This is a genomic window from Kitasatospora sp. NPDC048194 (genome assembly GCF_043202455.1).
In the GTDB taxonomy this organism is placed as follows: Bacteria; Actinomycetota; Actinomycetes; order Streptomycetales; family Streptomycetaceae; genus Kitasatospora.
In genome coordinates, this window is record NZ_JBIDAK010000034.1 from 35,716 (window position 1) to 48,617 (window position 12,902).

The 12,902-nt window shown below is 74.8% G+C and carries 10 protein-coding genes; 9 read left to right on the plus strand and 1 reads right to left on the minus strand.

Annotated elements, in window-relative coordinates:
- Both ACGF07_RS29700 and ACGF07_RS29705 read left to right on the plus strand, forming a co-directional pair.
- Window positions 1–1,119, plus strand: coding sequence for an amidohydrolase family protein (locus ACGF07_RS29700; protein ID WP_392903683.1), 1,119 nt, complete (start codon window positions 1–3; stop codon window positions 1,117–1,119).
- A 239-nt stretch (window positions 1,120–1,358) separates the two neighbouring features.
- The gene (locus ACGF07_RS29705) at window positions 1,359–2,843 is read left to right on the plus strand and encodes a S8 family serine peptidase (protein ID WP_350737707.1); all 1,485 of its coding nucleotides are present in this window, start codon (window positions 1,359–1,361) and stop codon (window positions 2,841–2,843) included.
- A 178-nt stretch (window positions 2,844–3,021) separates the two neighbouring features.
- On the opposite strand, the gene ACGF07_RS29710 is transcribed toward ACGF07_RS29705, so the two are convergent.
- Complete coding sequence (locus tag ACGF07_RS29710) at window positions 3,022–3,915, minus strand: HipA family kinase (protein WP_350737710.1); 894 nt, start codon at window positions 3,913–3,915, stop codon at window positions 3,022–3,024.
- A gap of 103 nt (window positions 3,916–4,018) precedes the next feature.
- Between ACGF07_RS29710 and ACGF07_RS29715 the strand changes: the two genes are divergently transcribed.
- The 7 genes from ACGF07_RS29715 to ACGF07_RS29745 all read left to right on the plus strand — a co-directional run bounded on the left by ACGF07_RS29715 (window position 4,019) and on the right by ACGF07_RS29745 (window position 12,879).
- On the plus strand, window positions 4,019–4,459 hold the full coding sequence (locus ACGF07_RS29715) for an SRPBCC family protein (protein WP_392903686.1): 441 nt from the start codon (window positions 4,019–4,021) through the stop codon (window positions 4,457–4,459).
- Between the two features lie 215 nt (window positions 4,460–4,674).
- On the plus strand, window positions 4,675–5,829 hold the full coding sequence (locus tag ACGF07_RS29720; protein ID WP_350737716.1) for a glycosyltransferase: 1,155 nt from the start codon (window positions 4,675–4,677) through the stop codon (window positions 5,827–5,829).
- Window positions 5,830–6,223: 394 nt separating this feature from the next.
- Complete coding sequence (locus ACGF07_RS29725; RefSeq protein ID WP_392903688.1) at window positions 6,224–7,747, plus strand: sugar transferase; 1,524 nt, start codon at window positions 6,224–6,226, stop codon at window positions 7,745–7,747.
- A 6-nt stretch (window positions 7,748–7,753) separates the two neighbouring features.
- Entirely contained in the window at window positions 7,754–9,148 is a 1,395-nt protein-coding gene (locus ACGF07_RS29730) for an O-antigen ligase family protein (protein ID WP_392903691.1), read from the plus strand.
- Window positions 9,145–10,926 carry a lipid II flippase MurJ gene (locus ACGF07_RS29735; RefSeq protein WP_392903693.1) on the plus strand — a complete coding sequence of 594 codons (1,782 nt, stop codon included), beginning with the start codon at window positions 9,145–9,147 and terminating at the stop codon, window positions 10,924–10,926. The genes ACGF07_RS29730 and ACGF07_RS29735 overlap by 4 nt, the downstream gene beginning before the upstream one ends.
- Complete coding sequence (locus ACGF07_RS29740; protein WP_350737728.1) at window positions 10,916–11,767, plus strand: polysaccharide deacetylase family protein; 852 nt, start codon at window positions 10,916–10,918, stop codon at window positions 11,765–11,767. Before ACGF07_RS29735 ends, ACGF07_RS29740 begins: the two co-directional genes overlap by 11 nt.
- Window positions 11,764–12,879 (plus strand): glycosyltransferase, encoded by a 1,116-nt coding sequence (locus ACGF07_RS29745; protein ID WP_392903695.1) that lies wholly within the window; start codon window positions 11,764–11,766, stop codon window positions 12,877–12,879. The genes ACGF07_RS29740 and ACGF07_RS29745 overlap by 4 nt, the downstream gene beginning before the upstream one ends.
- Window positions 12,880–12,902: the final 23 nt, after the last annotated feature.

Sequence of the window (12,902 nt, forward strand, 5' to 3'; positions counted from 1 at the left end):
GTGGCCCGGCTGGAGGCCCCCGAACTGGTCGACCACCACTGCCACAGCGTGGTGGCGGCCGAGCTGGCCGACGACGCGCTGGCCGGCCTGCTCACCGAGTCCGACCGGCCGCCCGCGCCCGGCTGCTCGCCCTTCGACAGTGCCCTCGGCCTGGCGGTGCGGCGCTGGTGCCCGCCCGCGCTCGGCCTGCCCGCGCACACCACGGCCGCCGACTACCTGGCCCGGCGGCGCGAGCTGGGCGCCGCCGAGGCCACCCGCCGGCTGCTCGCCGCCGCCGGGCTGGACACCTACCTGGTGGACACCGGGCTGACCACCGCCGCCGGCCAGGAGCTGCTGCCGCTGACCGAACTCGCCGGAGTCACCGGTGCGGCGGTGCGCGAGGTGGTCCGCCTGGAGACGGTCGCGGAGGCGGTGACGGCCGACGCCGGGGACTGGCCCCGGGCCGTCGGCGAGGCGCTCGCGGCGGCCGCCGCCGGGGCCGTCGCGGTCAAGTCGGTGCTGGCCTACCGGCACGGTCTGGCCGCACCGGCCGAACGGCCCCCGCACGCCGCCGTGGTGGCCGCCGCCGGCCGCCGGCTGCGGGGTGGGCGCGAGCGGCTGGCCGATCCGGTCCTGCTGCACCACCTGCTCTGGACGGCCGTGGACGTCTGCGCCGACCTCGGCCTGCCGATCCAACTGCACACCGGCTTCGGCGATCCCGACCTCACCCTGCACCGGGCCGACCCGTCCCTGCTGACCGACTTCATCCGCGCCGCGGAGCCGAGCGGTGTGCCGCTGGTGCTGCTGCACGCCTACCCGTACCACCGGCAGGCCGCCTGGCTGGCCCAGGCCTTCCCGATGGTCCACACGGACCTCGGGCTGACGGCCTCCTACACCGGGCCGCGGGTGGCAGCCGTCCTCGGTGAGATGCTCGAGCTCGCGCCCTTCGGCAAATTGCTGTTCTCCACCGACGCCTACGGACTGCCCGAGTTGTTCCTGGTGAGCGCCGCTCAGTTCCGACACGGACTGGGTGGGCTGCTGGCGGAGTGGCGGGCCGACGGGGCCTGTTCGGAGGCGGACGCCCAGCGCCTGGCGGGGATGGTCGCGGCCGGCAACGCCCGCCGCCTGTACGCGCTCTGACGCGACGGCGCCGAGGGCGGCCGAGTCGGTCGGCTCGTCGGCGAACCATCACTTTTTAACAATCTTTACGCTGTTTTCGCTGGTGAGTCGCGGACTCCCAACCTCCGGTGTTGGTTGAGATGTGACGATTAGATGACTACCTCTTGCGCATATCAGCGAATATTCATTAGCGTCCGGTCATTCCCAGCGCACCTGCCACACCGCAGTTGCCGCCTGACGACTCGGGAGGGCCAACCCCAATGAGAGTTCCTCGGATCAGCCGGACCCGGTACGCGGCGGTGGGCGTCGTGCTCGCCACCGCCGGCGCCCTCGCGCTGCCGGCCGGCACGGCCGTCGCGGCGCCCACCGGCGACCCGACGACCGGTCCGCTGCTCAGCTACGTCGTCAACACCAAGGCCAACCACGGGCAGGTGCAGAAGGTCGAGAAGGCCGTCACCGGCCTCGGCGGCACGGTGGTCCACTCGTACGAGCAGATCGGCGTCGTGATCGCCCGCTCGAACGACACCAAGTTCGCGGAGAAGCTGCGCCTGGCCAAGGGCGTCGACTCCGTGGGTGCCAGCCGCACCAAGGGCATCACCGCCGCCGACCAGGGCAAGGCCGAGGTCGCCGCCGAGCCCGTCGGTGCCGCCACCGCCGGCCAGGAGCCGTACGAGCCCAACCAGTGGGACATGCGCCAGATCGGTGTCGACAAGGCGCACAAGCTCTCGCTCGGCAGCCGCAACGTCACCGTCGGCGTGCTGGACTCGGGCATCGACGCCACCCACGAGGACCTGGCCGCCAACGTGGACGCCTCGCAGTCGGTCTCCTGTCTCGACGGCGCGCCGAACACCGACTGGAAGGCCTGGCAGCCGACCACCAGCGACCACGGCACCCACGTCGCCGGCACCATCGCCGCCGCCCAGAACGGCAAGGGCGTCATCGGTGTCGCCCCGAACGTCAAGCTGGCCGCGGTCAAGGTCGTCAACGACGCCGGCATGATCTACCCGGAGAACGCGATCTGCGGCTTCGTCTGGGCCGGCGAGCACGGCTTCAAGGTGACCAACAACAGCTACTACGTCGACCCGTGGATGTTCAACTGCCAGAACGACAAGGACCAGGCCGCGATCACCGACGCCGTCCGTAAGGCCGTCGAGTTCTCGCAGCGCAAGGGCGTCCTGAACGTCGCCGCGGCGGGCAACGAGAACATCGACCTGGCGCACAAGACCACCGACGTCTCCAGCCCGGACGACACCACCCCCGGCACCCGCCCGGTCACCAACGACTGCCTGTCGCTGCCGACCGAGCTGCCCGGTGTCGTCGCGGTCTCCGCGGTCGGCGTCAAGGGCGAGAAGTCGTACTACTCCAGCTACGGCAAGGGCGTGGTGACCGTCGCCGCGCCGGGTGGCGACGCCCGCTACCAGATCCCGGACACCCCGGACAAGAACGGCCGGATCCTGTCCACCATCCCGGGCAACAAGTACGGCTACATGCAGGGCACCTCGATGGCGACCCCGCACGTCACCGGTGTGGTCGCGCTGCTCGCCTCCACCTTCCCGTGGGCCAGCCCGGACGAGCTGACCGAGCTGCTCACCAACCAGGCCGAGTCCCACGCCTGCCCGACCGGCGAGTTCAACCCGGGCGCCACCGGCCAGTGGAAGGCCACCTGCGAGGGCGGTGCGGACGACAACGGCTTCTACGGCGCGGGCATCATCAACGCCGAGAAGGCGGTCCAGTGGTGGCGCTGAGGCACTGACCACGGCGCGCCGAGCGTGCGCCGAGTGCTGAACGCCGAACACTGAAAGCCGAGTTGGGGAGCGGGACCGACGGTCCCGCTCCCCGTCGCGTTCGGGCACCCGCACCCGGGCCGCCGGCCCCGGCCGGGTGACAGGGCGGACCGGTGGCGGCCGCCCGAGAGCGCCGCCCTCACTCGAAGTGGTGCTCCCACACCGTCTCCACCGACGGCTTGCCGTGCAGGTCCGGCACCTCCTGCAGCCAGGCCGGCCGACCGGCCCGGGTCCGGGCCGCACGCCGCACCTCCGCCTCGCGGAGCTGCTCGGGGGTGGCGAAGCCCTCCGGCAGCCACTCCTCCGAGAGCACCACCCGGGCGGCCAGATGGCCGACGTAGGCCTGCCGGACGGCGTCCGCCGAGTCGAAGCCGGGCTCGTCGGCCAGCCACTCGTCCGGGACCAGCGCCAGGACCTCCTCCAGCAGTGCCACGGTGACCAGCGGCCCGAGGTCCTCGTCGGCCAGCCGGACGTCCGGGGCCGAGCCGCCGAGCGCGTGGGCGCTGAGGTCGTAGCGCTTGCCGACCGAGGCGCCGGCGCTCGCCCAGCGGTGGTGGAAGATCAGCGCGGCGCCGTTGTCGATCAGCCAGAGCCGGCCGTGCCAGACCACCAGGTTGGGGTTGTGCACGGTGCGGTCGACGTTGCCGGTGAGCGCGTCCAGCCAGACCACCCGCCCGGCCTCGGCGGAGTCCACCGGGACCATCCCCGGCCGGAAGTCCTGCGCTCCGGGCAGCAGGTCCATCCCCAGGTTGAGGCCGCCGCTGGCCCTGAGCATGTCCTGGATCTCGGTGTCAGGCTCGTCCGCGGCCACCGCCGGGTCGAAGTCCACCAGCCGCAGCTCGGGCACCCGCAGGCCCAGCCGGCGGGCCAGCTCACCGACGATCACCTCCGCCACCAGCGCCTTGCGGCCCTGGGCGGCGCCGGTGAACTTGACCACGTACGTTCCCAGGTCGTCCGTCTCCACGACGCCCGGCACCGAGCCGCCCGCCCGCAGCGGGTCCACGTAGCGCAGCGCAGTCACCAGATCGAGCACACCGGCCACCCTATCCCGCCGCGTCGCGGGGCCGCCGCTGTGATTGGCTTGCCGGGACAGCGGTACGACAGAGCGGTACCCACCAGACGAGGAGAGCAAGGTCATGGGACAGGTGCAGGCCACCACCGAGCGGGTCTACGACGCGGCCCCCGAGCGGGTGTACGAGGCGCTGGCCGACTACCAGGTGACCCGCCCGAAGCTGCTGCCCGCGCAGTACAGCGAGTACGAGGTCCGGGTCGGCGGCACGGGTGCCGGCACCCAGGTCCACTGGAAGCTGCAGGCCACCGAGAAGCGGGTGCGCGACTGCCTGTTCACCGTCTCGGCGCCCAAGCCCGACCAGCTGGTGGAGCGGGACGCCAACTCCAGCATGGTGATCACCTGGACCGTCGCGGCCGCCGGCGAGGGCCGGGCCAAGGTCACCGTCACCGCCACCTGGCAGGGTGCGAGCGGCATCGGCGGCTTCTTCGAGCGCACCTTCGCCCCCAAGGGCCTGAACCGGATCCACGACCAGGTGCTGGCCAACCTGGCCGCCGAGGTCGGCTGAGGTCTGCCGACGTCGGCCGAGGTCTGCCGACGGTCGGCCAAGGTCCGCTGAGGTCCGCTGGAGTCCGCCGCGGCGGGACCGCCGAATCGGCCGGAGTTTCGAACGTCCCGTCCACCCGTACGACCCGAAAGCCGTACGGGTGGACGGCCCGCCACCTGCGGGTGACGCGGACCTCCCCGCACGGGGGAGCCACCCTAGGCTCGCCAACCGTGCATATGACGATCCTTCACATTTCCCAGCCGGTGGACGGCGGAGTCGCCCGCGTCGTCGTCGATCTCGTCCGGGGGCAGCGCGAGGCCGGCCACCGGGTGCTGGTCGCCTGCCCGGGCGGCGGCAGGCTGGCCGAGGAGGCCGCCGCCGCGGGCGCGCTGGTCCGGGACTGGCCGGCCGAGCGCTCGCCCGGCCCGTCCACCGCCGCCGAGGCCTGGCGGCTGCGCCGGATCGTCCGCGCCGCCGGGCCCGACGTGGTCCACCTGCACAGCGCCAAGGCCGGGCTGGCCGGCCGGCTGGCCGTACGCGGCCTGGTCCCCACCGTCTTCCAGCCGCACGCCTGGTCCTTCGCCGCCGTGGACGGCGCGATGGCCGCCGCCACCCTGCGCTGGGAGCGGTTCGCGACCCGCTGGGCGCACCGGCTGCTGTGCGTGAGCGTCCAGGAGCGCGCGGACGGCGTCGCCGCCGGGATCCACGCCGACTGGGCGGTGGTGCCCAACGGCGTGGACGTGCGCCACTACGCGCCCGCCGACCGCCGGGCCGCCCGGATCGCGCTCGGGCTGGAGCTGGACGCCCCGCTCGCCGTCTGCGTCGGGCGGCTGTGCCGGCAGAAGGGCCAGGACGTGCTGCTGGCCGCCTGGCCGGAGGTGCTGGGGAGGGTGCCGCAGGCCCGGCTGGCACTGGTGGGCGGCGGCCCCGACGAGCAGCGGCTCGCGGAGTCGGTGCGGGAGACGGCGGAGCCGTCCCGGGTCCGGCTGGTCGGGGACGTGCCGGACCCGCGCCCGTGGCTGGCGGCGGCCGACCTGGTGGTGCTGCCCTCGCGCTGGGAGGGCATGGCGCTGGCCCCGCTGGAGGCGATGGCGGCCGCCCGTCCGGTGCTGCTGACCGACGTGCCCGGGGCGCGCGAGTGCCTGCCGCAGGCGGCGCGGGAGCAGGCGGTGGTGCCGCCGGAGGACGTGGCCGCGCTCGCCACCCGAATGGCGGAAGCGCTGTCCGATCCGATCGAGTGTGAGCGACGCGGTGCCCGCCTGCGCGACCACGTGGTGGCCCGGCACGACGTCCGCACGGTGGTCGAACAGGTGGACGTGCTCTACCGCCATCTGCTGGGGGCCGGCCCGGCCGCCGGACGGCGCCGGGCCCGTGTCCCAGAGCGGATCTGATCGTTTCACATGCCGTGAATGCCCGCCGGCCAGGCGCTGTCGTATTCGCACCCTCAACCGGATAAGGGGCGGGGCGTCAAGTCGGAAATACCTATTAATGGGCGGCTGGAATGAAACGGCAAGTCAACTTCCTGACCGTATCGCCGGATTCGGTATTGTCGGATTTTGCCTGCTTCGTTTCGATTCCGTCCCGGAAATCCTCGCCCGAGCCCGCCACGACCGCGTCCCGTACGGCCGGCCGTTCCACGATCGGGCCCGACGCGGGAGAACCGAAAGCCGCCAGCGGTAGCAGGTGCTGTCAGGACCTCGCCCACCGGGCCGGGACGGCCGCTCCACGCCTATCGGTGCCGGGGCGTCGTCACCCCGGGCACACAGCAGGGGAGTTCGTGCGCTGATGACCATTGACCACGACAGCGTGCCGCGATCCGGAGGGCCCCTGTCCGGCCCGCGGCGGCCCTCCACGGGGCTGCTCGACCGGCCGGCCGGGTCGGCGCACACCCGGGCGGTCCCGCCGCCGCGCCGGCACCGCAGGGCGATCCGCTCCCGGCTCGCCCTGCCGCTCGCTCTGGTCCAGGTCGACGCGATCGCACTGTCCGCCGCCGCCGGCATCGCCAACCGGGCCGTCGACCCGGCGTTCCCCCGCCCCCCGCTGCTCGGCGTCGCCGCCGTCCTGCCGCTGCTCCTGCTGCTCAACCTGACCGGCGGCCTCTACCGCACCAGGCTCACTCTCTCCGTCCTCGACGAACTGCCGGCGCTGGCCGTCCGCGCCGTGGTCGCCACCGCCTTCGCCGTCACCCTGGCCGGCTGCCTGGACGGCCGCTGGCCCGACTGCGGACCGGCCACCCCGGCCCGCCTCACCGTCCTGCTCGGCGCACAACTGCTGATCGCCGCCGTCGGCCGGGGCGTCCTCTACCACCTGGTCCGGCGGATCCGCTGCAGCCGCCCCAGCCCCGTCCTGGTGCTCGGCGCCGGCCGGCTCGGCCGCAAGGTCGCCGCCGCCCTGGGCGAGCACGGCGAGTACGGGATGCGCCCGGTCGGCTTCCTGGACGCCGACCCGCCGCTGCTGGCCGGCGGCACCGACCTGCCCGTCCTCGGCGGCCGCGAGGTCCTCGAACGCGAGGTCCGCCGCCACCGCGTCCAGCACGTGATCGCCACCGCCGGCGCCGCCGACGAGGCGGAGACCGCCGCCGCCCTGCGCGACGCCGTCCGACTCGGCTGCCAGGTCTGGCTGGTCCCCGCGCTGCGCGAGTTCGGCTCGCTGCCCACCGCCCCGATCTCCGGCGACGACCACCTGTGGGGCTTCCCCTGCCTGCGGATCGGCCGCCCGGCCACGAGCCGCCCCGGCTGGGCCGTCAAACGCGCCCTGGACGTCACCGCGGCCGCCCTCGGCCTGCTGCTGCTCGCCCCCGTCCTGGCGCTCTGCGCCCTCGCCGTCCGCTTCGACACCGGCCCCGGCGTGCTCTTCCGCCAGCAGCGCACCGGACTGGACGGCCGGGTCTTCACCGTGCTGAAGTTCCGCACCCTGCGCCCCAGCAACGAACACGAGTCGGCGACCCGCTGGAACATCTCCCAGGACCAGCGGATGGGCGCCGTCGGCCGCCTGCTGCGCAAGAGCTCGCTGGACGAGCTGCCGCAGCTGTGGAACGTCCTGCGCGGCGACATGAGCCTGGTCGGCCCGCGCCCCGAACGCCCCTACTTCGTCATGCGGTTCAGCCAGGCCTACCCCGAGTACGCGGACCGCCACCGGGTGCCCGTCGGACTCACCGGCCTCGCCCAGGTCAACGGCCTGCGCGGGGACACCTCGATCGAGGACCGGGCCCGCTTCGACAACCGCTACATCGAGAGCTGGAGCCTCTGGCAGGACGTCAAGATCCTGTGCCGCACCGCGGCCATGATGCTCCACCCGGACGGGAGCTGACCCCGCGTGGCCCTCACCCTCTCGGCCCTCCCGCGCCCCGCCTTACGGCGGGCCCTGCCCGCGCTCGCGGACCGGCCCAGCCTGCTGGCCGCGGCCACCGTCCTGCTGGTCTGCGTGCCCACCGGCGAGAAGGACGTCACCGCCGCCGTCCACGTCACCGCCGCCGACGTCGCCTCGCTCGCCCTGGTCGCCCTCACCGCGCTGAACCTGCTGCGCGGCCGGCTGCCCGCGCTCGGCCGCGCCACCTGCGCCCTGTTCGGCGGCATCGTGGTCGCCGCCGCCGTCGCCACCGTCGGCTCGATCGACCCGGCCACCAGCCTCACCGGCTTCGTCCGGCTCACCCAGGTGTTCGTCCTGGTGCCCGCCGCCGTGCTCTGCTCGCTGCGCGACCGCGGCGACCAGCGGCTGGTCCTCGGCTCCTTCGTGCTCGCCGCGCTGATCCAGGGCGCGGTCGGCGCCCACCAGTACCTCACCCGCACCGGGGCCTCCTACACCGGCCAGCCGATCCGCGCCGTCGGCACCTTCGGCGCCCTGGACATCATGGCGATGTCCACCGTGGTCAGCTACGGGCTGCTCGCCGCCCTCGCCCTGGCCCTCGGCGAACGCCGGCCCGGCGGGAACGTCCGGCTGCGCCGGGCCATGTTCACGGCCGCCGCCTTCCTCGCCTTCCCGCTGGCCGTCTCGTTCAGCCGCGGCAGCTGGATCGCCACCGGCGTGGCCGCCACCGTCCTGCTGCTGCGCGCGGACGCCCGGCTGCTGGTGCGCGGCGCCGTCCTCGGCCTGGCCGCGGCGGTCGTCCTGGTCGGCGGCCTCGGCCTCGGCGCTTCCGGGGTCACCGAGCGGCTCAGCTCGATCGGCTCCGTCTCCGCCGCCCCCGACCAGTCCGTCTCGGACCGCTACGACCTGTGGGCCACCGCCGGGCGGATCTGGCAGGACCACCCCGTGCACGGCGCAGGACCGAAGGCCTTCCCGAAGCTGCGCGACAGCCACGCCCCGCTGCGGCTCTCCTCGGGCAGCGACGCCGCCGACGCCACCATCGGCTTCCAGCGTGAACCGCTGCTCTCGCCGCACAACATGTACTTCCTGGTGCTCAGCGAGCAGGGCCTGATCGGCATCACCGCCTACCTCGCGCTCTTCCTCGGCCTGCTGCTCGGCTGCCTGCGGAGCCGCCCGGGCCCGACGCCGGGCCCGGGCCACCGGGACGGCCCGACCCTGGCCGCGCTCGCCCTGCTCAGCTGGGTGCTGGTCGACTTCCTCTACGCCGACATCGGCGGCACCACCACCGTGCTGACCTCCGTCGTCCTCGGCCTCGCGGCCCGCGCCGCCGCCCCGGAGCCGGCCCCGCCCGAGCCCGAGGGACACGCGGGCGCCGAACGCGGCGAGCGGGCGATGACACGGTGACCACCGACCACTCCGCGGTCGCCTCCACCCTCCCGGCCCCGCGCAGCGCCCCCGCCCGGCCCACGGCCCCCGGGCCCGGCCCGGTGCCCCGGCGCGGCTTCCTCGCCAAGGCCTTCGGCATCACCGCCCTGCTCAGCGCGGCCGGCTCCGGCCTCGGCCTGCTGCGCGACCTCCTGCTCGCCCGCTACTTCGGCGCCAACCAGGGCACCGACGCCTTCCTCGTCGCCTGGACCGTCCCGGAGACGGCCGCGCCGCTGCTGATCGAGGACGCCATGTCCTTCCTCATGGTGCCCGCCTTCGCCCTCACCCTGGTGCTGCGCGAGGAGGACCCGGACGCTCCCGACCCCGTCCGCCAGCTCGTCCGCGCCACCCTGCCCTGGCTGCTGCTCGCCCTCAGCGGCCTCGCCCTGGCGGCCGCGCTCGGCGCCCCCCAGCTGGTCGAGCTGCTCGCCCCCGGGCTGCCCGACCCGGGCCTCGCGGTGACGTGCACCCGGATCACGGCGGTCACCGTGTTGCCGTTCGGAGTGGTCGGCTACCTGGCCGCCGCACTGCGCGCCCACCACCGCTTCACCGCCCCGGCCGGGATCTACGTCGCCTACAACGTCGGCATCCTGGCCCTGCTGCTCGGCTTCCACAGCCACCTCGGCGTCCGCTCCGCCGCCCTCGGCGTGGCCTTCGGCAGCCTGCTGATGGCCGGTCTGCTGGTCGGCCCGTTCCTGCGCCGGCTGCGCCGGGGCCGGGCCGCCGGCGGCCGTGGCCGGCGCTCCTCCCGCCACACGCTGGTGCTGATGCCGCTGGCCCTGCTGCCGGTGGCGGCCTTCACCCTGACCCGGCAGTCGCAGGTGTTTGTCGAGCGCTACCTCGGCTCCGCCCTGCCGCCCGGCACCATCTCGCACCTCAACTACGCCGCCAAGGTGTCCCAACTCGCCATGACGGCGGGCATCCTGATCTGCACCGTCACCTTCCCGCTGGTCGCCCGGGCACTGGCGGCCGGGGACCTCACCGGCGCCCGCGACCGGGTCGAGAAGGACCTCGGCCAGGCGGCCGCGGTGGTCCTGCTCGGCACGGCCTTCCTGATGGCCTGCGCCCCCTCGGTGGTCTCGCTGCTGTTCGAACGCGGGGCCTTCGGCCCGGGCGACACCGCCGCCACCGCCGCCGTCATCCGGGTGTACAGCTTCGGCCTGCCCGCCCAGGCGCTGATCGGCGTGATGATCCGCCCGTACTTCTCGCTGCGCCCGGTGGTCCGCCGGGCCGACGACCCGCGCACCGAGGACTGCGGCCGCCGGCTCCTGGACTGGTACCCGACCGCCGCGATGCTGCTGGGCCTCGGCGTCACCGTCACCGTCGGCGTGCTCACCACCGGCCGCTTCGGCGCCCTCGGCCTCGCCGCCGGGAACGCCGCCGGGATCACCGCCGCCGCAGCCCTGCTGCTGCGCGGCCTGGTGCTGCGCGGGATCCCGCTGCGGCTGCGCCGGGTGCTCGGCGGCCACGGACGGCTGGTCGCCTCCGCCGCCGGTGCCACCGCCCTCGGCGGCGCCGTCGCGGGCCTGGTCGGCGATCCGCTGCTCTCGACCCTCCTCGGGGGTCTCACCGTGGCGCTGGTCTTCGCCGCCGTCGGCACCGGCCTCGGCGCCCCCGAGGTGCGCGGCCCGGTCCTCGCCGCCGCGCGGCTCCTGAACCCGCACACCGGGGCCGGGACCTCGGCGACCGGGGCGCCCACCGGACCTCTGAACCCGCCAACCGTCGCCGATGAAGGGAAGCTTCCCCATGGACAATGAACGGGGAACCGTCCGTTCGGCCCAGGCGGGCGTCACCAACGCCCCGCCCGACCGGGCGCGACTGCCCAGGAGCCGCCGTCCGGCCGGCGAACCGGCCGCCCCCGGCTCCTCCTCGCCGTGGATCCTGATGTACCACTCGGTGGCCGTCGAGGAGGAGGACCCGTACCAACTCACCGTCAGCCCCGAGCGGTTCGCCGAGCAGATCGGCTGGCTGCACCGGCGCGGACGGCGCGGCGTCTCCGTCCGCGAGCTGATGCGGGCACGGGCCCAGGGCCGGGACGACAAGCTGGTCGGCCTGACCTTCGACGACGGCTACGCGGACTTCGCCCGCTACGCCGTGCCGATCCTCCAGGCGTACGGCTTCACCGCCACCGCGTACGTGGTCGCCGACCTGCTCGGGCAGGACAACGGCTGGGACTCCGAAGGCCCGCGCAAGAAGCTGCTCACCGTCGAGGAGGTCACCGAACTGGCCGCCGCCGGTTGGGAGATCGGCTCCCACGGCCTCGGTCACCAGGCCCTGCCCGGGCTGCCCGCCGACGTCCTCGCGGTGCAGACCCGGGAGAGCCGGCGCCTGCTGGAGGAGGTCGTGGGCGGCCCGGTCACCGGCTTCTGCTACCCGTACGGCGCCGTCGACCGGCCCGCCGCCCTGGCCGTGCGCGACGCCGGCTACGACTACGCCTGCGCGATCGCCCACTCCCCGCTCACCGGCCGCTTCGCCCTGCCGCGCTGCTACGTCGGCGACCGCGACGGCGCCTGGCGGCTGCGGGCCAAGAAGGGGCGGCACCTGCTGCGCGACGCCGTCACCGAGCTGCGCCGCGGCCGCGGGGAGCGTCGGCCGTGAGGGTCCTGCATATCGTCACCGGGCTCGCCTCCGGCGGAGCCGAGCGCCAACTCCACCTGCTGCTGCGGCACTTGCCGGCGCACCAGCGGTGCGAGGTGCTCGCCCTGACCAACCCCGGCGCGGTCGCCGAAGCGCTGCGGGCGGACGGCGTGGCCGTCCACCACCTCGGCATGCGCGGCAACCGGGACCTCGGCGCGCTGCCCCGGCTGGTCCGGCTGGTCCGGGCCGGCCGCTACGACCTGGTGCACACCCACCTCTACCGGGCGCAGCTGTACGGCCGGCTGGCCGCGCGGCTGGCCGGGGTGCGCGCGGTGGTCTCCACCGAGCACTCGCTGCACGCCGGGGTGATCGAGGGGCGCCCCGTCACCCGGGGCGTCAAGGGCCTCTACCTGGCGGCCGAACGGCTCGGCAGCACGACCGTCGCGGTGTCCCGGCAGGTCGCCCAGACCCTGCGGTCCTGGGGCGTGCCGCCGGCCCGGATCGAGCTGATCCCCAACGGCATCGACACCGCCGGCTACCTGCGCCCGCCCGCGGAGCGGGCCGCCGTCCGCCGCCGGGTGCGGGCGGAGCTCGGCCTGCCGGAGCGCGGCTGGGTGGTCGGCGGGGTCGGCCGGCTGGTGCCCGGCAAGCGCTTCGAGGTGCTGCTGGAGGCGCTGGCCGAGCTCGATCCGGCCACCCGGCTGGTGCTGGTCGGCGAGGGCCCCGAGCGGGCCGCCCTGGAGCGGCGGGCCGTCGAACTGGGCATCGCGGAGCGGCTGGTGCTCACCGGCGAGCGCGACGACGTCCCCGACCTGCTGACCGCGATGGACGTGCTGGCCGCCCCCTCCACCGCGGAGACCTTCGGCCTCGGTGTCCTGGAGGGCCTGGCGGCCGGGCTGCCGGTGCGGCACAGCGCCTGCCCGGCGCTGGACGAACTGCCGCCCAGCGCCGCCCCGCAGGCCCGCCGCATCCCCTCCGAGCCCGCCGCCTACGCGGCCGCGCTGCGCGACCTGCGGCAGTTGAGCGGCCACACCGCGGACCCGCTGCCGCACCCCCCGGCCGTCGGCCACTACGACATCGCCCGGGTCGCCGCCGACCTCGGCGCGCTCTACGACCGGCTGGCCCGCGTCTGACCGCCCGCCGCCGGAACCGCCGT

What these genes read in the sequence shown, in the direction of transcription:
- ACGF07_RS29720 (WP_350737716.1), top strand. Translation starts at nt 4,675, where the DNA reads ATGACGATCCTTCACATTTCCCAGCCGGTGGACGGCGGAGTCGCCCGC.
- ACGF07_RS29705 (WP_350737707.1), top strand. Translation starts at nt 1,359, where the DNA reads ATGAGAGTTCCTCGGATCAGCCGGACCCGGTACGCGGCGGTGGGCGTC.
- ACGF07_RS29715 (WP_392903686.1), top strand. Translation starts at nt 4,019, where the DNA reads ATGGGACAGGTGCAGGCCACCACCGAGCGGGTCTACGACGCGGCCCCC.
- ACGF07_RS29725 (WP_392903688.1), top strand. Translation starts at nt 6,224, where the DNA reads ATGACCATTGACCACGACAGCGTGCCGCGATCCGGAGGGCCCCTGTCC.
- ACGF07_RS29740 (WP_350737728.1), top strand. Translation starts at nt 10,916, where the DNA reads ATGGACAATGAACGGGGAACCGTCCGTTCGGCCCAGGCGGGCGTCACC.